Source organism: Micromonospora sp. NPDC005979 (assembly GCF_040614415.1).
GTDB lineage: Bacteria > Actinomycetota > Actinomycetes > Mycobacteriales > Micromonosporaceae > Micromonospora.
The window spans coordinates 448,534-470,008 of sequence record NZ_JBEXUR010000003.1 but is presented as its reverse complement, the minus strand read 5'-3'; the positions used below and the strand labels follow the sequence as shown (position 1 = coordinate 470,008).

The 21,475-nt window shown below is 72.0% G+C and carries 23 protein-coding genes; 15 read left to right on the top strand and 8 right to left on the bottom strand.

The genetic code is table 11. The features are described from left to right. Positions 1-28 precede the first annotated feature (28 nt). Complete coding sequence (locus ABZ272_RS08335) at positions 29-652, top strand: HAD hydrolase-like protein (RefSeq protein WP_355049198.1); 624 nt, start codon at positions 29-31, stop codon at positions 650-652. 27 nt (positions 653-679) lie between these two features. Next, positions 680-1,066 (top strand): cold shock domain-containing protein, encoded by a 387-nt coding sequence (locus ABZ272_RS08330; RefSeq protein WP_088986676.1) that lies wholly within the window; start codon positions 680-682, stop codon positions 1,064-1,066. On the opposite strand, the gene ABZ272_RS08325 is transcribed toward ABZ272_RS08330, so the two are convergent. The 3 genes from ABZ272_RS08325 to ABZ272_RS08315 all read right to left on the bottom strand — a co-directional run bounded on the left by ABZ272_RS08325 (position 1,027) and on the right by ABZ272_RS08315 (position 4,687). Then, complete coding sequence (locus tag ABZ272_RS08325; protein WP_355049197.1) at positions 1,027-1,857, bottom strand: 1,4-dihydroxy-6-naphthoate synthase; 831 nt, start codon at positions 1,855-1,857, stop codon at positions 1,027-1,029. The two genes, ABZ272_RS08330 and ABZ272_RS08325, sit on opposite strands and share 40 nt — an antisense overlap. A gap of 551 nt (positions 1,858-2,408) precedes the next feature. Beyond that, positions 2,409-3,059: a futalosine hydrolase gene (locus ABZ272_RS08320; RefSeq protein WP_355049196.1), complete on the bottom strand. Its 651-nt coding sequence runs from the start codon at positions 3,057-3,059 to the stop codon at positions 2,409-2,411. Next, positions 3,056-4,687: an MFS transporter gene (locus tag ABZ272_RS08315; RefSeq protein ID WP_355049195.1), complete on the bottom strand. Its 1,632-nt coding sequence runs from the start codon at positions 4,685-4,687 to the stop codon at positions 3,056-3,058. The genes ABZ272_RS08320 and ABZ272_RS08315 overlap by 4 nt, the downstream gene beginning before the upstream one ends. 89 nt (positions 4,688-4,776) lie before the next feature. Here ABZ272_RS08315 and ABZ272_RS08310 point away from each other — a divergent pair, with 89 nt between their 5' ends. Beyond that, the gene (locus ABZ272_RS08310; protein WP_355049194.1) at positions 4,777-5,616 is read left to right on the top strand and encodes a DUF3027 domain-containing protein; all 840 of its coding nucleotides are present in this window, start codon (positions 4,777-4,779) and stop codon (positions 5,614-5,616) included. Between the two features lie 26 nt (positions 5,617-5,642). Here ABZ272_RS08310 and ABZ272_RS08305 read toward each other — a convergent pair whose 3' ends face one another. Continuing rightward, positions 5,643-5,888, bottom strand: coding sequence for a DUF2530 domain-containing protein (locus ABZ272_RS08305; RefSeq protein ID WP_355049193.1), 246 nt, complete (start codon positions 5,886-5,888; stop codon positions 5,643-5,645). Between the two features lie 88 nt (positions 5,889-5,976). Between ABZ272_RS08305 and ABZ272_RS08300 the strand changes: the two genes are divergently transcribed. The 5 genes from ABZ272_RS08300 (at position 5,977) to thpR (ending at position 10,606) form a co-directional block, all read left to right on the top strand. Then, positions 5,977-7,455, top strand: coding sequence for an NCS2 family permease (locus ABZ272_RS08300; protein WP_355049192.1), 1,479 nt, complete (start codon positions 5,977-5,979; stop codon positions 7,453-7,455). Positions 7,456-7,573: 118 nt separating this feature from the next. Continuing rightward, positions 7,574-8,023: a MarR family transcriptional regulator gene (locus ABZ272_RS08295; RefSeq protein ID WP_355049191.1), complete on the top strand. Its 450-nt coding sequence runs from the start codon at positions 7,574-7,576 to the stop codon at positions 8,021-8,023. Positions 8,024-8,096: 73 nt separating this feature from the next. Beyond that, positions 8,097-9,380: an MFS transporter gene (locus ABZ272_RS08290; protein WP_355049190.1), complete on the top strand. Its 1,284-nt coding sequence runs from the start codon at positions 8,097-8,099 to the stop codon at positions 9,378-9,380. A gap of 123 nt (positions 9,381-9,503) precedes the next feature. Then, the gene (locus ABZ272_RS08285) at positions 9,504-10,013 is read left to right on the top strand and encodes a hypothetical protein (RefSeq protein ID WP_355049189.1); all 510 of its coding nucleotides are present in this window, start codon (positions 9,504-9,506) and stop codon (positions 10,011-10,013) included. A gap of 11 nt (positions 10,014-10,024) precedes the next feature. After that, on the top strand, positions 10,025-10,606 hold the full coding sequence (thpR, locus tag ABZ272_RS08280; RefSeq protein ID WP_355049188.1) for an RNA 2',3'-cyclic phosphodiesterase: 582 nt from the start codon (positions 10,025-10,027) through the stop codon (positions 10,604-10,606). A gap of 113 nt (positions 10,607-10,719) precedes the next feature. Here thpR and sepH read toward each other — a convergent pair whose 3' ends face one another. The 3 genes from sepH to ABZ272_RS08265 all read right to left on the bottom strand — a co-directional run bounded on the left by sepH (position 10,720) and on the right by ABZ272_RS08265 (position 14,415). Further along, complete coding sequence (gene sepH / locus ABZ272_RS08275) at positions 10,720-11,802, bottom strand: septation protein SepH (RefSeq protein ID WP_355049187.1); 1,083 nt, start codon at positions 11,800-11,802, stop codon at positions 10,720-10,722. A gap of 185 nt (positions 11,803-11,987) precedes the next feature. Further along, positions 11,988-13,115: a phosphoserine transaminase gene (gene serC, locus ABZ272_RS08270; RefSeq protein WP_355049186.1), complete on the bottom strand. Its 1,128-nt coding sequence runs from the start codon at positions 13,113-13,115 to the stop codon at positions 11,988-11,990. Positions 13,116-13,308: 193 nt separating this feature from the next. Beyond that, complete coding sequence (locus tag ABZ272_RS08265) at positions 13,309-14,415, bottom strand: citrate synthase 2 (protein WP_355049185.1); 1,107 nt, start codon at positions 14,413-14,415, stop codon at positions 13,309-13,311. 280 nt (positions 14,416-14,695) lie between these two features. Here ABZ272_RS08265 and pdxH point away from each other — a divergent pair, with 280 nt between their 5' ends. The 7 genes from pdxH (at position 14,696) to ABZ272_RS08230 (ending at position 20,788) form a co-directional block, all read left to right on the top strand. Then, a complete protein-coding gene (pdxH, locus tag ABZ272_RS08260; protein WP_355049326.1) occupies positions 14,696-15,325 on the top strand; it encodes a pyridoxamine 5'-phosphate oxidase in 630 nt (209 codons plus the stop codon). After that, entirely contained in the window at positions 15,322-16,620 is a 1,299-nt protein-coding gene (locus ABZ272_RS08255) for an MFS transporter (protein ID WP_355049184.1), read from the top strand. The genes pdxH and ABZ272_RS08255 overlap by 4 nt, the downstream gene beginning before the upstream one ends. Positions 16,621-16,638: 18 nt before the next feature. After that, positions 16,639-17,568: an aldose 1-epimerase family protein gene (locus tag ABZ272_RS08250; protein WP_355049183.1), complete on the top strand. Its 930-nt coding sequence runs from the start codon at positions 16,639-16,641 to the stop codon at positions 17,566-17,568. Then, positions 17,568-18,170, top strand: a complete 603-nt coding sequence (locus ABZ272_RS08245; protein ID WP_355049182.1) for a nitroreductase family protein — start codon at positions 17,568-17,570, stop codon at positions 18,168-18,170. Before ABZ272_RS08250 ends, ABZ272_RS08245 begins: the two co-directional genes overlap by 1 nt. Positions 18,171-18,357: 187 nt before the next feature. Then, positions 18,358-18,663 (top strand): type II toxin-antitoxin system VapB family antitoxin, encoded by a 306-nt coding sequence (locus ABZ272_RS08240; protein WP_355049181.1) that lies wholly within the window; start codon positions 18,358-18,360, stop codon positions 18,661-18,663. 64 nt (positions 18,664-18,727) lie between these two features. Further along, positions 18,728-19,888, top strand: coding sequence for an acyl-CoA dehydrogenase family protein (locus tag ABZ272_RS08235; protein ID WP_355049180.1), 1,161 nt, complete (start codon positions 18,728-18,730; stop codon positions 19,886-19,888). A 99-nt stretch (positions 19,889-19,987) separates the two neighbouring features. Beyond that, positions 19,988-20,788, top strand: coding sequence for a DUF4230 domain-containing protein (locus ABZ272_RS08230; RefSeq protein WP_355049179.1), 801 nt, complete (start codon positions 19,988-19,990; stop codon positions 20,786-20,788). A gap of 403 nt (positions 20,789-21,191) precedes the next feature. Here the strand turns inward: ABZ272_RS08230 and ABZ272_RS08225 are convergent, their stop codons facing one another. Further along, a complete protein-coding gene (locus ABZ272_RS08225) occupies positions 21,192-21,401 on the bottom strand; it encodes a PspC domain-containing protein (protein WP_355049178.1) in 210 nt (69 codons plus the stop codon). Positions 21,402-21,475 lie beyond the last annotated feature (74 nt).

The window sequence follows — 21,475 nt, the reverse complement described above, 5'->3', positions numbered from 1 at the left end:
CTGTGCGTCGGCGAGTAGGTTTCTCGGCATGTCTGCACCGACCGTCGGATTCGACCTCGACATGACCCTGGTGGACTCCCGCCCCGGCATCGCCGCGGCGTACCGGGCGCTGACCGCGAGGACGGGCGTTCCGGTGGACGCCGACCTGGCGGTGTCCCGCCTCGGCCCGCCGCTGCGCACCGAGATCGCGCACTGGTTCCCACCGGAGCAGGTCGAGTCGGCCGTCCTGCTGTATCGCGAGCTGTACCCGGCGTACGCGATCACCCCGACGGTCCCGATGCCCGGCGCGCGGGAGGCCATCGACGCGATCCGCGCCCGGGGCGGAAGGGTGCTCGTCGTCACCTCCAAGATCGCCCGGTTGGCCCGGCTGCACCTGGACCACCTCGGCCTGGTGGTGGACGAGCTCGCCGGTGACCTGTTCGCCGAGCAGAAGGCGACCGCCCTGCGGGAGCACGGCGCTACCCACTACGTGGGCGATCACGTGGCGGACATGGTGGCGGCGGGGGTCGCCGGGGTGCCCGGAATCGCCGTCGCGACGGGCCCGTGCTCCGCGGATGAGCTGCGTGCGGCGGGGGCGAGCGTCGTGCTGGACGATCTCACCGGATTCCCAGCGGCGCTCGACGGCATGATCCAGCTAGCCTTGGAGCAGTAGCGGCTCAAGTGAAGCAGGGGTTTTCAGGTGCCTACGGGTCGAGTGAAGTGGTACGACACGGCCAAGGGATACGGCTTCGTCACCAGCGACGAGGGCGGTGACGTGTTCCTGCCCAAGGGCGCGTTGCCGGCGGGCGTCACCGACCTCAAGGGTGGTCAGCGGGTCGACTTCAGCGTGGTGGACAGCCGCCGTGGCGCGCAGGCCATGGGCGTGAAGCTGCTGGACGCGCCGCCGTCGATGGCGGAGCTGCGGCGCCGGCCGGCCGAGGAGCTGCACGGCCTCGTCGAAGACATGATCAAGGTGCTGGAGGCGAAGGTCCAGCCGGACCTGCGTCGGGGACGGTACCCGGACAAGAAGACCGCGCAGAAGATCGCTCAGCTGGTCCACGCGGTCGCACGCGAGCTGGAGGTCTGAGGCACCAGCCCGGCGGTGGCGGCGCGGTCGAGGAGCGCCGTCACCGCGGCGAAGCCGGCCTCACCCAGGTCGGCCGTGAACTCGTTGACGTAGAGGCCGATGTGCCGGTCCACCACGTCGAGTTCCATCTCCTGGGCGTGCGCGAGGACGTACTCCCGGCTGACCGTCGGGTCCGCCCAGGCCTGCCGGACGGACTCGCGGATCCATCCGGCGGCGGCCTCCGGGTCGACCGCGCCGCGACGGGCCAGGATCGCGCCCAGGGGAATGGGCAGGCCCGTGTCGGCCTCCCACCACTCGCCGAGGTCGACGAGCGCGGTCAGGCCGTGCCGGTGGTAGGTGAAACGGGCCTCGTGGATGACCAGGCCCGCGTCGTAGCGGCCGGCCGCGACGCCCGGCATGATCTCGTGGAACGGAACCACCTCGATCCGGGCCGGCGGCCGTCCGGCCGACCAGAGCCGGAACAGCAGGTACGCGGTGGTCCGGTCGCCCGGCACGGCCACCGTGGCACCGGTCAGGTCGGCGCGGTCGCCCCGGGTGAGCACCAGCGGCCCGCACCCGCGACCGAGCGCGCCACCGCAGGGCAGCAGGTGGTAGTCGTCGAGCAGCCACGGCAGCGCCGCGTAGCTCACCTTCACCAGGTCGAACGCGCCCCGCTCGGCCGCCGTGTTGGTGACGTCGACGTCGGCGTACGTCACCTCGACCGGCGGTGCGCCGGGCACCCGCCCGTGCACCAGGGCGTCGAACACGAACGTGTCGTTGGGGCAGGGCGAGATCGCCAGGGAGAGCGCCACGCCCTTCACGTTAGCCCTGCACCCGGTCGGCAGCCCGCGCACACCCCGCCCACTGTGATCCACGACGGACCGGCGTCCCGGCCTCCCGTCCAGTCCGGGCGAGGGCGGGTGAGGCTGACGTCCTTTGCTCTGCTTCAACCCGCGCAACACCAGCAGCCGCCGAGTGTCGCCTCCGCTGAAGCAGAGCAAAGGACCCGTGGCAGGTGGGTGGGGCGGTCGCGGGCGGCGGGCGGCGGTCGGTGATGCGGCGTGGGCGGGCGCGGAGGGGTGGTTGTGGTGGGGTGCGCGGCGTGGGTGGGCAGCGAGAGGGCGGGCCCCGAGAGGGCGGGCCCCGAGAGGGCCGGTGGGACGGGCCGCCCCATTCTCGGGCAGCTCGACAGGGTCGACAGAAGGGGATACCCACAGCGGCGGGGAGGTTGTCCACAGGGTTATCCACAGTCGGGGCCAGGCCTGTTGACGGTGTCCACTGTGGGGAAACCATGAGCGGGTGGCAGTCGTAGGGGAGGCGATCGATGTGGGCGCGGCGCTCGACGTCCACGGCGTGCCCGGGGTCAGCCCAGCGCCGGAGCCGCCTTCGTCAGGGCGGTGAGGGCCTCGCGCAGCCGCCAGGCGTCGCGGTCGCGCGGGCCGATCGGGTTGGAGATGGTGCGCAGCTCGGCGAAGGGCACTCCGGCCTGTGCGGCGGCGACGGCCACCCCGTACCCCTCCATGGCCTCGGCCACCGCCTCCGGATGCCGCCGGCGTAGCTCCTCGGTGCCGGCGGCGGTGCCCGTGACGGTGCTTACCGTGAGCACCGGGCCGATCGTGGCCATGGGTAGGGCGGCTCGCAGCGCTGCCAGTAACGCCGGGTCCGCGGGGACCACGCTGCCGCCGCCGAGCAGCGCCGGTGGCATGCCCAGATCTTCGATACCGATGAAGCCGTCCGGTGAGTCGGCGCCCAGGTCGGCCGCGATGCTCGCGGTGCCGAGCACGGTGTCGCCGACGGCTGCGCGACCGGTGAAGCCGCCGGCCACGCCGACGCTGACCACCGCACGGTACGGACGACCGGCCGCCTCGGCCAGGGTCAGCAGCCGCGCGGTGGCGGCACCCGCGACGGCCGGGCCCACCCCGACCGGGGCGACGGTCACGTCGGTGGCGGTCAGCCCGGCCTGTACGGCGTCCGCCTCGGCCGGCACCGCGGTCACCACCAGCAGACCGGTCACGAGAGCGAGCCGGGGGACTCGCGGCGGGTCTCGTCGTCCGCGCCCCCACCTGGGCCGCCGACCGACGAAGAGGGCCGGTAGATGTGGTAGCCCGGCGGTGCGAGCCCCGCTTCGTCGTGCCGCTGCGACGTGGCCTGAGGTGGCGCCGGCGAGGTGGGCGCGACGGTCTCGGGCGCGATGGTTTCGGGGTCGATGGTTTCGGGGGCGGCGACCTCGGGCTCGTCCTCGATCAGTTCGTCGTCACCCAGCGGCCGGCCGGCCAGCTTCTCGGTGCGTAGCCGAGCGGCGACCAGCACTCCCCGGACGGCGGCCACGATGCCCACCCCGGCGGCGACCGCGATGCCGGTCCGGCCCGCGAACGGCACCAGCCCGAGCCCGCCACCGGCGACGAAGGCGAGCATGAGCACCGTCTCGGAGTGGGCGAAGGAGCTGGCCCGCAACCGCTCCGGGATGCGCTCCTGGATCGAGGCGTCCACGGCGAGTTTGGCCACTCCGCTGACCAGCGCGGTGACCAGGCAGAGCAGGGCCACCATCAGCAGCGAGAACTGGATGACGGTGAGTACCCCCACCCCCGCCACAATGATCATGCTGCTGGACTGGATGGCGGTCGGCCGGTGGATGCGCAACCGGGTGCCGACCGCGGTCGCCAGGAAGCTGCCGACGGCCAGAGCGCCGCCGATCAACCCCAGCGCCCATTCCGCGCCCAGGTCCCGACCGAACACCCCGGTCGTCAGATCGCCCTTCTTGATGGCGAAGGCGAGGAAGAGCAGCAGGAAGCCGTACACGGCACGCAGGGTCGCGGCGCCGATCAGGGTGGCGATCACCAGCCGTCCGGCGGGCCGGCCCCGGCCCAGCGGCCGGTCCTTCCGACGGCTCAGGGCGCGTAGCGCGCGGGGGACGCGCTCGGGTGGCTCCGAGTCCGCCTTCGGGGGCAGCCGCAGCGAGATCACCATGCCGATCAGGAAGATGACCGACGCGACCCGCAGCGGCCACTGCGGCCCGAACCAGAAGGCGGCCAACCCGATCGGGGCCACGAGCGCGCCCGCCACCGTGCCGTACACGCTGGCCCGGGCGCCCACCTGGGAGAGGCCCAGCCCTTCCGGCAACAGCCGGGGTACCGCCGCCGAGCGGGCCACGCCGTAGGCGCGCGACAGCGCGAGAACACCGAACGCGGCCGGATAGAGCCCGAAGCCGTGGATGTAGTCCGAGATGAGCCAGGCCAGGAACGCCCGGCCGAGCATGGTGGCGGCCAGCGCGTACCGCCGGCCGTGCCGGAAGTGGTCCAGCAGCGGCCCCACCACGGGTGCGAGCATCGCGAACGGCACCATGGTCACCAGCAGGTAGAGCGCGACCTTGCTGCGGGCCTCACCCAGCGGCACGTTGAAGAAGATCGTCCCGGCCAGGCCGATCGCGATCAGGGTGTCACCCGCGCAGGAGAGCGCGTGCAGGTCGAACAGCCGGACCATGCCCACCTCGCCGCCGGCGCCCCGCGCCCGGGCGTGACCGGCCCGGCGGGTCACCCAGCGGCCGCTGCCCACCGAGCCGCGCAGGAGCAGACGGATGGCCCGGATGCCGGTGCCGACGGTCCGCCCGAGGAGGGATCGCCCGGAGTGGGAGTACGGCGGCATGTGCACCATCCTCGCCCATCCGACGCAGGTGTGCCGCATCAGTCGCGGCGAAAGCTTCCCCGGGAGTCCCTGTCACCCCTGCGGGGAGCATGGGGAACAATGGTCTGGTGACCAGGCCCGCCTCCACCCGTGCCGCCCGTCTCGACCAGGTCTGCGCCGCCGCCGTCGAGGTGGCCCGTGCCGGCATCACCGAGGTGGACGCCGACGACGTCGGCGACCACCTGCAGGTCGTGTCCGAGGGCGAACGGCTGGTCACCCACTACTTCGAGTGCCGCCTCGCCGGCTACCGCGGTTGGCGGTGGGCGGTCACCGTCACCCGCGTCCCGCGCAGCCGTACGGTGACCATCTGCGAGACGGTGCTGCTGCCCGGTCCGGACGCGCTGCTCGCGCCGGGCTGGCTGCCCTGGCAGGAGCGGCTCAAGCCCGGTGACCTCGGCCCGGGTGACCTGCTGCCGACCGCTCCGGAGGATGAGCGGCTGGTCCCCGGCTACCTGCTCTCCGACGACCCGGCGGTCGAGGAGACGGCCTGGGAGCTGGGTCTCGGTCGGGCCCGGGTGCTCTCCCGGGAGGGTCGGGCCGACGCGGCGCAGCGCTGGTACGACGGCGAGCACGGCCCGACGGCGGCCATCTCCACCGCCGCGCCGGCCGCCGCCCGCTGCGGCACCTGCGGCTTCTACCTGCCGTTGGCCGGGGCGATGCGGCAGGCGTTCGGCGCGTGCGGCAACTTCTACGCGCCCGACGACGGCCGGGTGGTCAGCGCCGACCATGGCTGCGGCGCGCACTCCGAGACGCTGATCGAGGCCGCCGAGACCGCGGTCGAGGACCTACCAACGGTGTACGACGACAGCGCCGTGGAGGCCATGTCGGTCAGCCGGGCGCCGGGTTCGGTCGAGGCGGGGGAGCCGGCGGAGCCGTACGGGCACCCCTGAGCGGCGCTCCGGCCCGGGCCGATGGTTCAGCTCGCCCGGCGACGGCGTCGGTTGGCGTCGTGCCGCAGCATGACGGCGAGGCCGGGGAACCCCCACAGGAAACCGGCCAGGCAGGTCCAGAGCCAGTTCTCGTGATCGTGTTCGGTCAGCCAGCCCCGGAAGAACACCAGCAGCACCAGTCCGACGACCGCCCATGCGATCAGGCCGGCGACGGCGAACGGCACCATCGGCGGGTCCAGCGGCGCGGGGCGCGGTGGCTGGTCGTTCGGCATCGGGCAAGCGTACGCGATGCACTTCCCCTGCCCGCCAGCGATCTGGGACGATGCGCGCGACAACCGGAAGATCACCTGTGAGGTCCTCATGGCAGTAGCGCCGCCCGAGAACGACACACCTCCCAACTCCGCTCAACCGCGTAACGGCTTCGACCGGTTCTTCGAGATCTCCGCCCGCGGCTCAACGTTGAGCCGTGAGGTACGAGGTGGCCTGGCGACCTTCTTCACGATGGCGTACATCGTCGTGCTCAACCCGCTGATCCTGGGCGGCGCGGTCGACGGTGACAACAAGACTCTCCCGATTCCGGCGCTGGCCGCCGCGACGGCACTGGTCGCCGGCCTGATGACCATCCTGATGGGTGTCGTCGGCCGGTTCCCGCTGGCGCTCGCCGCCGGTCTGGGCGTCAACGCCCTGGTGGCGTACGAGATCGCTCCCGAGATGACCTGGGCCGACGCGATGGGCCTCGTGGTGATCGAGGGTGTGATCATCGCGGTGCTGGTGCTGACCGGTCTGCGTACCGCGGTGTTCCGCTCGGTGCCCACGCAGATGAAGACGGCGATCGGCGTCGGCATCGGCCTCTTCCTGACCATCATCGGTCTGGTGGACGCCGGCTTCGTCCGACGGCTCCCGGACGCCGCCAACACCACCGTTCCGGTCGGCCTGGGCGTCGGCGGCAAGCTGGTGAGCTGGCCACTGCTGGTCTTCGTGGTGGGCCTGCTGCTCACGCTGGTGCTCGTGGTGCGCCGGGTCCGGGGCGCGATCCTGATCGGCATCCTCGCGTCCACCGTGCTGGCGGTGATCGTGGAGGCGATCGGCAACATCGGCCCGTCGTTCGTCGACGGCAAGCCCAATCCGAAGGGCTGGGCGCTGAACGTGCCGGAGCTGCCCAAGACGGTTGTCGACGTGCCGGACCTGTCGCTGCTCGGCAAGTTCAACGTGCTCGACTCGTGGGGTCGGGCCGGCTGGGTCGTCGTGCTGATGTTCATCTTCACGCTGCTCATCACGGACTTCTTCGACACCATGGGCACGATGGTGGCGGTCGGCCAGGAGGGTGGCCTGCTCGACGAGAAGGGCACCCCGCCGAGGGCCAAGGAGATCCTGCTGGTCGACTCGATCGCGGCGGCGGCCGGCGGTGCGGCCAGCACCTCCAGCAACACGTCGTACATCGAGAGCGCGGCCGGTGTCGCGGAGGGGGCCCGGACCGGCGTGGCCAACCTGGTCACCGGCGCCCTCTTCCTGCTGGCGATGTTCCTAGCGCCGCTGGTGGTGATCGTGCCGTTCGAGGCGGCCTCGACGGCGCTGGTGGTGGTCGGTTTCCTGATGATGACCGCGGTACGGACGATCGACTGGTCGGACTACGAGATCGCCATTCCCGCGTTCCTCACCATCGTGCTGATGCCGTTCACCTACTCGATCTCGAACGGGATCGGCGCCGGTCTGATCACCTTCGTGGTGGTGAAGCTGGCCCGGGGTAAGGCCCGGGAGGTCCACCCGCTGCTGTACGGGGTGGCCGCCCTCTTCGTGCTGTACTTCCTACGCGGGCCCATCGAGTCGCTGGTGCTCTGACCGGTGTCGTCCGGGCGGGGGGTCGACCGTGATTCCCCGCCCGGAACAGCACAAACATCCCCGTGAGCCTGGTCATAACGGATGTCGTTAGCCAGGCTCATTAGTTAAGCTAACTAACGTGACGGAGCGGACGGTGACGGCGGAACGCGTGCCACCGGCGCAGCTGGCTCCCCAGTTGCGAGATGCGATCACCCGACTCAACCGGCGGGTCCGACGGGCCCGGCCGGTCGGCGACCTCACGGTCACCCAGGTCTCCGCGCTCACCAGCCTGCGGCTGGCGGGCGGGATGACGCCCCGGGAACTGGCCGAGATCGAACGGGTGCAGCCACCGACGATGACCAAGATCGTCGCGAAGTTGGAGGACCGTGGCCTCGTGCGGCGGACCCCCCACCCGACCGACGGCCGACAGGTCATCCTCGCGGCGACCGAAGGAGGGCAGGCCGTGCTCGACCAGTTCGAGCGGGCCCGCGACGAATGGCTGGCCCACCGGCTGGCCGCGCTCGACGAGGACGAACGGGAGACCCTGCACAGGGCCGCCGAGATTCTCCAGCAGCTCGCTCGCGCCTGAGCCCGCGCCCGCGCCACCGGGCCGTGCCGTCACCTGACGATGACGCGTACGTCCTTGAGGAGGCGCACCGAGAGTGCAGGCCAAGCTGAGCACGATGTTCCAGTCCCTACAGGTCCGCAACTACCGCCTTTTCGCATCCGGGCAGCTGATCAAACTGATCGGCGTCTGGATGATGTTCATCGCCCAGGACTGGCTCGTCCTCGAGCTCTCCGACAACTCGGCCACCGCGCTCGGCGTGGTCACCGCCTGTCAGTTCACGCCGGTGCTGCTGCTCACCCTCTTCTCCGGCCGGCTCGCGGACCGGTACGACAAGCGGGTCCTGCTGTTCGCCGCGAACGCCTTCTGGAGCGTGCTGGCGCTCGTCATGTCCCTGCTGGTCCTGACCGACCTGGTGCAGCTCTGGCACGTCTTCGCGTTCGCCGCGCTCCTCGGCACGGCCAACGCCGTGGAGACCCCGGTCCGCCAGGCGTTCGTCTCCGAACTCGTCGGCACCCCGCTGCTGCCCAACGCGCTGTCGCTGAACGCCGCCGTGTTCAACTCCGCCCGGATCGTCGGTCCGGCGGTCGCCGGTCTGGCGATCGCCGCCTTCGACGTCGGCCCGGTCTTCCTGTTCACCGCCGTCAGCTCCATCGCGCCGCTGGTGAACGTCGTCCGGATGCGGACCGCCGACCTGCACCGCGACGCGCTCCTGCCGCGCGACGAGCGGGCGTCCGCGAAGGTCGTCGACGGGCTGCGGTACGTGTGGCGGCGACCGGACCTGCTGCTGCCGATGGCGGTGATGTCGGTGATCGGCATGTCGCTGTTCAACTTCCAGCTCACCCTGGCCGCGCTGGCGAAGACGGTGTTCAACACCGGTGCCGCCTCGTTCGGCCTGTTCAGCACCGCCCTTGCCGTGGGCGCGCTGGGCGGCGCGCTCAGCGGCACCGGCCGGCGCAGCCGCCCTTCGGTGTGGCTGGTGCTCGGCGCCGCGATCGGCTGTGCCAGCTTCGGCACCCTGGTCGGCTTCGCGTCGGCGTACTGGCTGGTCGTCGCGCTGCTGGTACCCACCGGCTTCTTCATGGTCTTCTTCGCCCAGGCTGCCAACCAGCGCGTCCAGCTCGGCGTGGACGCCGCGTTCCGGGGACGGGTGATGGCCCTGTGGGTGCTGGTGTTCCTGGGCACCAACCCGGTCGGCGCACCGCTGATCGGCTGGGTCGCCGAGCACTTCGGCGCCGGCGCGAGCATCTGGATGGGCGGGCTGATCTCGCTGGCCACCGCGCTGATCGCGCTGACCTGGCAACTGCGCCGCTCCGGTGCGCGGCTGCGCTTCCGCGTGCTGCCCATGCCCCGCTTCTACGTCACCTCCGCCGACTGCTGAGCCACACGCTCGGGCCCCCGCCGACCGCCGGGTAGGGGCCCGCGAGCGTGGTCCCGATCCACGGATAGCGCGGATGCGGCCAAATCGCTGGCGAGGTGGCACGACGGGGCTTAGCGTCGATATGTGGGAGTCGGACGCGCGCTGATGCTGGCCCTGGCGTTCCTCGCCATGGCCAGCATTCCGGCGGTGTTCGCCCTGCTCTTCTGCTACGACGAGATTCTCGACCGGGTGGTCTGCGGCTGGGCCGAGTGGCGCGAGCGCCGGCGGGAGCGACGCACCATCGCCCGCCTCGACCGGGCCATCGAAGCCGACGCGCTGACCCGGGACATCGACCTCAGCGAGTTCGACCGCACCGACCGTCGTCCCCTGGAACAGCTCGCGGCCGACCTGCGCCGCCTCGGCGGTCAGCGACTCGGCGGCATCGGCCGGCCGATGGTCTGGCACGGCGCGGTGGTCCAGGCGTACGACGACCGGCTCCGGCTGGCCTGCCGGGCCCTGGGGATCACCGAGCACCTGGCCGAGCTGACCGGCGTCGACCAGGAGATCGAGCGGGTACGCGTGGAGGGCGTGCTGCACGCCGCCGGGTTGAACCTGCCGGCCGCCCGAGCCGGGCACCGGCAACGCCACCGTTGACGGAACCCCGAATGCGCCTGTTCGTCGCGGTCAACCCGCCCGCTGAGGCGGTCGACCACCTCGGCGCCCAGGTCGCCCGGCTGCGGGTCGGCGCGGCGGCGGCCGCTGGTGCCCAGGTGCGGCTCAGCGACCCGGCGGACCTGCACCTCACCCTGGCGTTCCTCGGTGACGTCGGGGCCGGCCGGCTGGTCGACGTGGAGAGTGCGCTCGGGCTCGCCGCCGACTCGTTCCACGCCGATCGGGACGTCCCGCCCCGGCTGCGTCTCGGCGGCGGTGGCGCGTTCGGCGACGGCCGGCACACGGTGCTCTGGGTGGACGCCAAGGGCGATGTCGAGGCGCTGCACGGCCTGGCCCGGCTGGTCCGGGACCGGCTGCGGCTCGCTGGGGTGGCGTACGACGAAAAGCCCTTCCGCCCGCACCTGACCGTGGCCCGGCCCGGGGACCGGATGGACCCGGCCGCCGTCGAAGCCGACCGCACCGACCTGGACAAGTACGCGGGCCCGGAGTGGCCGACCACGGAGTTGCTGCTGATGCGTAGCCACCCCGGGCCGGTACGCCCGCGTTACGACCGGCTCGCCGCCTGGCCGCTCTGATTCGTCGCGCCCGCGTGAACGGCCTTGATCGACTCGGGTTCGTGGAAGTCGGGGTGTTTTGCAGGTGCTGACAGCGCGACTTCCGTGAACCCGAGTCGATCAAGCGCGAAACGTCAGGAGGACTCGCGGGCGGCCGGACCGCTGCCGAAGAGCACGTCGTCCCAGCTCGGCAGGCGCTTGCGCGGCTTTCCGCTGGCGTCGGTGGACTCGCCACCGGCCGCCGCTGCGGCCGTACCGGTCCGCCGGGGCCGCAGCACCGCCAGTGACGGCACGGCCGGGACCTCCTTGGGCGCGTCCGAGTCGTCGTCGAAGGCCGACCCCTGGCCACCGCCGAGCAGCGCGGCAGCGCCCCCGCCGACCGGCCGCTGCCGGGGCGCGTCCGACCCGGCGAGAGCCGCCGGGTTACGCGGTTCGAGCCCGCGACCCGACGAGGCCCCGAGTGGACGGTCCAGCGAGGCGAGCAGGGCGTCCCGGCCGGCCCGGATTGGATCGCGTCCCGGTCGCGGGTGCTCGGACGCCGCCGGCAACCCGTGCCCACCCCGACTCGGCTCACCGCGCGACGGACCGGGCAGGCCGTGCCCGCTCCGCTCCGGCGCCGGCTCCTGGCCGAGGATCGGCGTGGGCCGCTCGGCGCACAAATATTGCGCCATGTCGTCGTGCGGCGTGACCACCTGCCGGGCCTTGTCCATGTCCCAGATGGCCTGCGCGGTGGCCTTGCCCGACGGCCAGGTGGCGATGATCCGCCAGGTGCCGTCGTCGCGCCGGTACGCGTCCCAGGAGATCTTCTCGGTGTCGATGCCGTGCTGGCTCAGCCGACCGTTGACCACCTCGGCGAGCGGGGTGGGCTTCTCCGCGCCCTTGAGGCGGGTGCGACGGGCGTGCTGGGCGAGCATGGCCCGCTCCTGGAGCACCGGGCCGGCGTAGCGCAGGACCCGGTCGACCGGCACTCCGGCGATCCGGGCAACGTCCTCGGCCGACTCACCGGAACGGATGCGGGCCTGGATGTCCCGGGGGGACAGCGAGGGAATCGGGTCGACGGTGCTCGGTGCCACCGCGAGCGGCGGGGCACCTGGCTCGGGGTGCATCACACCGGCGATGCGCTCGTCGATCGGCAGGGCGAGCAGTCGCCCGACCTCGTCGGCGAGCACCAGGGCCTGGCCGTCCTCGGAGAGGGCGACGAAGCGTACTGGGCGCATAGCGTTGCCTCCGTCCCGCTTCGCTGGCCGCACGCCACGAGTCGGCCACCCAGGCGTCTCGGACCACCGTACGCGCATCTGTCTCAGGGTGGGGGAAGCGACACCCCGCATGTCGTGACTGAGCTGCGGCAATGATCACGGTGGGTGTCCATCGAGGCGTCGACGGACACCCACCGTGACGAAGGTCAGAGGCGCTCGACCACGTAGTCGATGGAGGCGGTCAGAGCCTCGACGTCGGACGGCTCGACGGCCGGGAACAGCGCCACCCGCAACTGGTTGCGGCCGAGCTTGCGGTACGGCTCGGTGTCGACGATGCCGTTGGCCCGCAGCGCCTTGGCGATCGCGGTGGCGTCCACCCCGTCGGCGAAGTCGATCGTCGCGACCACGTTGGACCGTAGCGTCGGGTCGGTGACGAACGGGGTGGCCACCGTGGACCGCTCCGCCCAGCCGTACACCGTGGCGGCGCTCTCCGCCGTGCGCTTCGCCGCCCACGCGAGGCCGCCCTGCGCGTTCATCCAGTCGGTCTGCTCGGCGGCCAGGAAGATGGTCGCCAGCGCCGGGGTGTTGTAGGTCTGCTCGAGCCGGGAGTTGTCGATCGCGGTCACCAGGTCGAGGAAGGCCGGGATGTAACGGCCGGACGCCTTGATCTCGGCGGCCCGGTCCAGCGCGGCCGGCGACATCAGGGCCAGCCAGAGGCCACCGTCGGAGCCGAAGCACTTCTGCGGCGCGAAGTAGTAGACGTCGGTCTCGCCGACGTTGACCTCCAGGCCACCCGCGCCGGAGGTGGCGTCGACCAGCAGCAGTGACCCCTCGTCCGCGCCGGCCACCCGGCTGATCGGCACGGCCACGCCGGTCGAGGTCTCGTTCTGGGGCGTCGCGTACACGTCCACGCCGGCCTCGGCGACCAGGGCCGGGGCGCTGCCCGCTTCGGCCTTGCGGACCGTCGGCTCGCCCAGGAACGGGGCGTCCTTGACCGACTTGGCGAACTTGGCGCCGAACTCGCCGAAGCTGGCGAACTGGGCCCGGTCACGGACCAGGCCGAAGGTGGCGACCTCCCAGAACGCCGTGGTCCCGCCGTTGCCGATCACGACCTCGTAGCCCTCGGGCAGGGAGAAGAACTCGGCGATGCCGGAGCGCAGCCGGGCCACCTGGTCGCGGACCGTCTTCTGCCGGTGCGACGTACCCAGGTAGCTGGTCGCCACCTCGGCGAGCGCGGACACGGCCGCCGGACGGACCTTGGACGGGCCGCAGCCGAAACGGCCGTCGGCGGGCTTGATCTCGTCGGGAATCCGGATGATCGGTGCGTCAGCCACGGTTCTGAAGATCCTTCCGCAAGGGCGAGGGCGGGCCCGGCGACACTGCCGGCCCTCATCCTCGCACCTGGGGTTGGCGGCGACGGCCGGGGTCCCGACGGGCGGTCTGAGTCCTTCGCCACACCACCGGCTGGGTGTAAGGAAGGGCCCCTTCCTATACGCGAGGCGTTAAGAAGGGGCCCTTCCTTACACCTCAGACGCCGTGCGGTACGGCGCCCCAGCCCTCGACGTCGGACGGCTTGCGGGCCTGGGGACCCACGTAGCGGGCGGACGGCCGGACCAGCCGCTGGAGGCGCTTCTGCTCCAGGATGTGCGCGCTCCAACCGCCCATCCGCGCGCAGGTGAACATCGACGTGAACATGTGCGCCGGTACCTCGGCGAAGTCCAACACGACGGCCGACCAGAACTCGACGTTGGTGGCGAGCACCCGGTCCGGACGGCGGGCCTGAAGCTCGGCGAGGGCGGCCTTCTCCAGCGCCTCGGCGATCTCGAAGCGCGGTGCGCCCAGCTCCTTGGCGGTGCGCCGGAGCACGCGGGCGCGCGGGTCCTCGGCGCGGTAGACCCGGTGGCCGAAGCCCATCAGCCGCTCACCACGGTCGAGGACACCCTTGACGTAGCCCTCCGCGTCGCCGCTGCGCTCCACCGCTTCGAGCATGGTGAGCACGCGCGACGGCGCGCCACCGTGCAGCGGGCCGGAGAGGGCGCCGATGCCCGACGAGATGCAGGCCGCCGCGTCGGCGCCGGTGGAGGCGACGATGCGCGCGGTGAAGGTGGAGGCGTTCAGGCCGTGCTCGGCGGCCGAGATGAAGTACGCGTCGACGGCCTTGACGTGCCGCGGGTCCGGCTCGCCCCGCCAGCGCTTCATGAACCGCTCGACGATGGTCTGCGCCTTGTCGATCTCCTTCTGCGGCACGGCCGGCAGGCCGAGACCGCGAGCGGACTGGGCGACGAAGGAGAGCGCGGTCACCGACACCCGGGCCAGGTCCTCGCGGGCCTGCTCGTCGGAGATGTCCAGCAGCTGGCTGAGGCCCCAGTACGGCGCCAACATGGCGACCGCCGACTGCACGTCGACCCGGATGTCACCGGAGTGCACCGGCACCGGGAACGGCTCCGCCGGCGGCAGGCCCGGCCCGAACCGGCCGTCGACCAGCAGCGCCCAGACGTTGCCGAACGAGACCTGGCCGATCAGATCCTCGATGTCGACCCCGCGATAGCGCAGCGCGCCACCCTCGCGGTCGGGTTCGGCGATCTCGGTCTCGAAGGCGACGACGCCCTCCAGACCGGGTTTGAAGTCGGCCATGTCGCTCTCCTGGATCTGGTCGGTACGCCCGATCAGCTGATCCGGCCCGGTCGGCCGAGCGCCTTAGGCGACCCTCAGGGATGTGTTCGGAACATCTTGCCTGCTGGGTAACCGGATACGCGACCCAGTGCGACTGTGCTGCACGCGACATCTCCGGGCGCGCATTCTCCGCGCCGGTCGGTGAGACTGGGCGAAGCGGTCTGGCCAGCGCGGGAGGGCGCCGGTCAGCACGCCGAGAAGGAGTGGGGACGTGACGGGCGACACACCAGCCCCGGCCGCGATGCGTAACGAGTACGCCGCGGACCTGGGCCTGACCGAGGCTGACCTGGCCGCCGACTGGTACACCCAGTTCGACAGGTGGTTCGCCGACGCGGTGGCTCACGGGCTGCCCGAACCCAACGCCATGGTGGTGGGCACGGCCGACGCCGCCGGCCGGCCGAGTGGGCGGACCGTGCTGCTCAAGGGGTACGACCCGGACGGCTTCGTCTTCTTCACCAACCACCTGTCCCGCAAGGGCGTCGAGGCGGCCGGCAACCCGTACGCCAGCCTGGTCTTTCCGTGGTTTCCGATGCAGCGGCAGGTGGTGGTCGCAGGAGTGATCGCCCCGGTCGAGCGGGCGGTGACCGAGTCGTACTTCGCCAGCCGGCCGCGCGGGTCGCAGGTGGGCGCGTGGGCCAGCCCGCAGTCGTCCGTGGTGCCGGACCGGGCCACGTTGGAGGAGCGCTACCGCGAGGTGGCCGAGCGGTACGCCGACGAGAGCGCCATCCCGCCCCCGCCGCACTGGGGCGGCCTGCGGGTCCGGCCGGACTCGGTGGAGTTCTGGCAGGGCCGGTCCGGTCGGCTGCACGACCGCCTGCGCTTCCGTCGTGTCGACGGAAGTGACTGGATCGTCGAGCGGTTGGCGCCGTGACCGGTGTGCAGGAGGCCCGGCCGCGCGGAGCGCGCCGCTGGGCGATCGACGTCCGCCCGCTGCGCGTCCCGGCGTACCGACGGCTGTGGCTCGGCAACACCGTGGCGATGTTCGGCTTCCAGTTCACCGCCGTCGCGGTGCCGGTGGAGATGTACGCCCTCACCCGGGACTCGTTCTGGGTCGGTCTGCTGGGCATCGCCGCGTTCGTACCCCTGCTGATCTTCGGGCTCTGGGGTGGCGCGGTCGCCGACGCCCGCGACCGCCGTGCGGTGCTGCTCGGCGGCTCATTGTTGCTCTGGGCATCCACCCTCGGGCTGCTGGTCCAGGCGCTGTTGAACGTGGGCAGTCCGGTGCTGCTGCTGGCGCTGATGGCGGTGCAGTCGGTGGCCTTCGCGATCACCTCGCCGGCCCGCAGCGCCATGCTGCCCCGGCTGGTCCCCGACAACCTCGTTCCGGCCGCGAGCACCCTCAACTACACGACCTTCACCGCCGCGTCGGTCGCCGGTCCGCTCGCCGCCGGCCTCATCCTCGCCGCCTCGTCGGACACGCGGGTGGTGCTGCCGATCGCGTACGGGCTGGACGCGGTGCTGTTCACGGCGATGCTCTGGGCGGCGCTGCGCCTGCCGGCGTTGCCGCCCGAACCGAGCGCCGACGGGCAGGTCCGCCGGGCCGGCCTGGCCAGCGTGATCGACGGCTTCCGGTACCTGGCCACCACGCCCGTCCTGCTGCTCTCGTTCGGCGTGGACCTGATCGCGATGATCCTGGCCATGCCGCGGGCCCTGTTTCCGGAGATCGCCAACGAGCGGTTCGGTGGGGGCGGCTCGGTCGGCCTGCTCTACAGCGCCATCGCGATCGGCTCCATGATCGGCGGGCTGACCTCCGGCTGGATCGGTCGGCTGCGGCGGCAGGGGGTCGGCCTGGTCGTCGCGGTGGTCGCCTGGGGCGTCGCGATTGCCGCGGCCGGACTGGCCCACCAGCTCTGGCTGATGGTCCTGCTGCTCGCCGTGGCCGGCGCCGCCGACCTGGTCAGTGCCGTACTCCGGCAGTCCATGCTGCTGGTGTACGCGCCGGACCGCATGCGCGGCCGACTCCAGGGCGTCAACACCGTGGTGGTGGCCGGCGGCCCGCGCCTCGGTGACCTGCGGGCCGGCACCATGGCGGCCGGGTTCGGCGGCGGGGTGGCCTGGGTCGCCGGCGGACTCGCCTCGGCGGTGCTCGTCGTGGTGCTCGCGGTCGCCTTCCCGGCGCTGCTGCGCTACCGGGCCACGACGGCGTCGAGCGGCGACCGGCCGTGACCGGTTAGGGTCGCCGGCATGGACAGCCCTGAGCAGCGCCCCTTCTCCGGCGCACAGTGGACCATCGCCGCCGCGGGCCACGAGGCCGTCATCGTCGAGGTGGGCGGCGGGCTGCGGACGTACCGGCACGACGGCGTCGACCTGCTCGACGGGTACGGCGTCGACGAGGTCTGCCCCGGCTGCGCCGGACAGGTGCTCGCGCCCTGGCCGAACCGGATCCGGGACGGGCGCTACGCGTACGGCGACCGGACGCACCAGCTCGCGTTGACCGAGCCGGAGCGGCACGTCGCCATCCACGGGCTGGTCAACTGGGTGCCGTGGCGGCTGTTGGAGCAGTCCACCGACGCGGTGACCCTCGGCTACGACCTGCCGCCGCAACCCGGCTACGAGTGGCCGCTGCGGCTGGTCAGCCGGTGGAGCGTGAGCGCGGACGGCCTGCGGGCCGAGCACGAGGTGACGAACGTGGGCACCGAGGTCGCCCCGTTCGGCTTCTCCGTGCACCCGTACCTGCAACTGCCGGGTGTCGCCGTGGACGACCTGGTCATGCGGCTTCCGGCGCGTACCCGGATCATGGTGGACGGCCGGTTGCTCCCGGTCGGCGCGACGCCGGTGGCCGGCACCGAGTACGACTGGACCAGCCCGCGCCGGATCGGCGACGCCGAGTTGGACCTGTGCTTCGGCGAGGTCGTCCGCGACGCCGACGGCGGCTCCTCGGTGAGCCTGGCGGCACCGGATTCCTCGTCCGGGGTGAGCATCTGGGCGGACGCGGAGTTCGGCTGGTGGCAGGTCTTCACCGGTGACGCGCTCACCGGCGAGCGACACCGCCGGTCGGTGGCGATCGAGCCGATGACCTGCCCGCCGGACGCGTTCCGGTCGGGCCGGGACGTGCTCGCGCTCAAGCCCGGCACGACCTGGCGGGGTGCCTGGGGCATCCGTCCCGGGGCCTGATGGAGTTCGCCGAGGTCGTCCGCCGTCGACGGATGGTCCGCAACTACGACCCGGACCGTCCGGTCCCGCCCGACGTGGTGGACCGGCTGCTCGACCACGCCGTACGCGCCCCGTCGGCCGGCTTCGCCCAGGGCTGGGGTTTCCTGGTGCTGGAGGAACCGGCCGACCGGGAGCGGTTCTGGGCGGCCACCACGCCCGACGGTGGAGGCCGGGAGCGCTGGCTGGCGGGGATGCGCCGCGCGCCGCTCATCGTGGTGCCGCACGCCAACGAGTCGGCCTACCTGACCCGGTACGCGGAGCCCGACAAGGGCTGGACCGACCGGTCGAAGGACCGCTGGCCGGTGCCCTACTGGTACGTCGACACCGGCTTCGCCGCGCTGCTCATGCTGCTCACGGCGGTGGACGAGGGGCTGGGTGCGTGTTTCTTCGGTATCCCGCCCCAGCGGCTGGCCGCGTACCGGGAGAGCTTCGGCGTGCCGGCGGAGTACCAGCCCATCGGCGCCATCACAATCGGTTACCGAGCACCCGACCATCGGTCACCATCGTTGCGTCGCGGCCGGCGCGGGATCGACGAGGTGGTGCGGCGCGGCCGGTGGAGTTGAGCGCGGCGTCCCGTTCGTCGGGTTGAGGATCGGACGAGCGATGGCGAAACTGACATCAGGGAGCAGAACGTCGCGTGCGTGGGGCCGCTAGGCTGGCACGGTCATCGGCGCCGCGCCACGCGGCGTCCGCCGCGGCCCGGCTCGGCGCCGTCGGTCCGTCCGGTCTCGGGGAGGGGAGCGTGCCGTCGTGATCTTCAGAGCGGTCCGGGACGGGCGTCCCTACCCGGAGCACAACCTGACGCTCAAGCAGTGGGCGGAGATTCCGCCCCGTCCGCTGCGTCTGGATCAGTTGATCACCACCAAGCGCGAGTTGGCGCTCGACAAGCTCCTCGCGGAGGACTCGACCTTCTACGGCGACCTCTTCCCGCACGTCGTGCAGTGGAGTGGTGGCCTCTACCTGGAGGACGGGTTGCACCGCGCGCTGCGCGCCGCGCTGCAACAGCGCAACCAGATCCACGCCCGGGTCCTGGTGCTCTCCGAGCCCGTCGAGTGAGCGCGAGTGAGCGGCCCGGCCGTCGAGTGAGCGGTACGGCCTGAGGCTTCACTAAGGTGACGGCATGACTGCCCTCGATCTGCTCGACCTGGACCCGTCGTTCACCGAGGAGGAGCGGCAGATCCGCGATGTCGTCCGCCGACTGGTCGACGACCGGGTCCGCCCGCACGTCGCCGACTGGTACGAGGAGGGTCGCGTGCCGGCCCGCGAGCTGGCCCGGGAGTTCGGCAAGCTCGGGCTGCTCGGCATGCACCTGAGCGGGTACGGCTGCGCGGGCGCGTCCGCCGTCGCGTACGGGCTGGCGTGTCAGGAGTTGGAGGCCGCCGACTCGGGGGTGCGTTCGCTGGTCTCGGTGCAGGGCTCGCTGGCGATGTATGCCATCTGGCGCTTCGGCAGCGAGGAGCAGAAGCAGCGCTGGCTGCCCCCGATGGCGACCGGTGAGGCGATCGGCTGCTTCGGCCTCACCGAGCCCGACCACGGCTCCGACCCGGGGTCCATGGCCACCCGGGCCCGCCGCGACGGCGACGACTGGGTGCTCGCCGGCGGCAAGATGTGGATCACCAACGCGCCGATCGCCGACGTCGCCGTGATCTGGGCGCGAACCGACGACGGGGTACGCGGTTTCGCCGTACCCATGGACACGCCCGGTGTCACGGCGCGCGAGATCCGCCGCAAGATGTCGCTGCGCGCGTCGCTGACCGGCGAGATCGTGCTCGACGACGTCCGGCTTCCGGCCGACGCCCAACTACCCGGGGCCGTCGGGCTCAAGGCCCCGCTGAGCTGCCTGACCGAGGCCCGCCACGGCATCGTCTGGGGTGCCGTCGGCGCGGCGCGCGACTGCCTGGAAACCACCCTGGCGTACGCCACCACGCGCACCCAGTTCGGCCGACCGCTCGCCGGGTTCCAACTCACCCAGGCCAAGCTCGCCGACATGGCCGTCGAGCTGGTGAAGGCGCAACTGCTCGCGCTGCACCTCGGCCGGCTCGCCGACGCCGGTCGGCTCCGCCCCGACCAGGTGAGCGTCGGCAAGCTGAACAACGTGCGGGAGGCACTGGCCATCGCCCGGCAGTGCCGCACCATCCTCGGCGCCAACGGCGTCTCCGGCGAGTACCCGGTGCTGCGGCACGCGAACAACCTGGAGAGCGTGTTGACGTACGAGGGCACCTCGGAGATCCACCAGCTGATCGTCGGCCAGCGGCTCACCGGGCTCTCCGCCTTCGCCTGACCTGCCCGTTTACGCATTCCGGCCGCTCGCCGCGCGGCTGTCGTACGGGGGCCGTACCGTCATTGACAGACGACGTGTCTGACGAGGACGGTGAGTGTGATGGCTCGCGACGCTGACATCAACGAGCCCACGAGGGAGTTCCCCGGTTACCCGACCGGCGACGACCTCAGGGAACGCTCGGCCGCGACACCCGACCCGACTCCGGGCGGGCCGGATGGCACCGATGGTCCTGGCACTGGCGGGGGTGGGGGTGGGGGTGGGGGTGCGGCCCGTGGGCTGCTCCTGCTGCTCGGCGCCGCCGCGCTGGCCGTGGTGGTGCTGCTCGGCGTGCAGGCGACCGGCTTCCTGCCGGACTTCCGTAACCCGTTCGCCAAGGAGCAGACCGACCGCAGCCAGCCGCCGCTGCTGAAGTCGATCCAGGATCTGAGCCGCTACGTGGCGGCCGAAGGCAACTTCCAGGTCGTGGTCGACACCCAGAACGACCGGCGCAACGTCCCGGACTTCCTGCTCAACGAGCGCACGCTGTTTGTCGGAGCCGGCAGCATCGAGGCGTACGTCGACTTCACCAAGATCGGTGAAGGTGCCGTGGTGCAGTCCGCCGACGGCAAGTCCGTCGAGATCAAGCTGCCCGCCCCGCAGCTCGGCGAGACCAACCTCGACATGGAGAAGAGCTACGTCTTCGCCGAGCAGCGCGGCCTGCTCAACCGGCTCGGTGACCTGGTCGGTAACGACCCCAACCGGCAGCAGCAGATCTACCAGCTCGCCGAGGAGCGGATCACCGCCGCCGCCCGGGACAGTGGGCTCTCCGCCCGCGCCGAGGAGAACACCCGAAAGATGCTGGAAGGGCTGCTGCGCTCGCTGGGCTACCAACAGGTCACGGTCACCTACACGGCCCCCTGACCCCGGCGCCTCGGCGCTCTCGTGTTGCGGCAGCGCCCGTCCCGACGATGGTCGGGGCGGGCGCTGCCCGGTCTGCCGGGGTTGGCCGACCGACCTGCCGTGCCGTCGCGCGGACACGCGGACACGCGGACACGCGGACACGCGGACACGCGGACACGCGAGCTGATCCACTCCACATCGCCGATGTTGGGGTGTCACCGTGTCCTGAAAGCGCCGCATCGCCGATGCGGAGTGGATCAGCGGCAGGGTGGGCTGTGCCGGGCTGGGTGCCCGCCAAGATCTGCGCAACTTCAGGGTTACTGCTGTCTCACGGACGCCGGAGGCAGCAGTAACCCCGAAGTTGCGATCCGGCAGCGACGGGTGCCACCGAGAATGGACTGCCCGATCGGGCGCCGGGATGGGGTCAGTGGCCGGTGGAGGCCAGGTAGCGGTCCTCGTTGGGCATGAGGATCCAGAGGATCAGGTAGACGACCACCTGCGTGCCGGGCAGCAGCAGGGACAGCAGGAACAGCAGCCGGACCATCCCGGCCGACATGCCGAACCGCTGACCGAGGCCGGCGCAGACACCGGCGAGCATGCGCCCCTGGCGGGGTCGGACCAGTTTGCGACTCATCGTCGTACTCCCACTCTGCGGCGGTGTGCCGCGTCTGCAATCCACGGTAGAAAGGGGCGGCCGCTCCGCCCTCG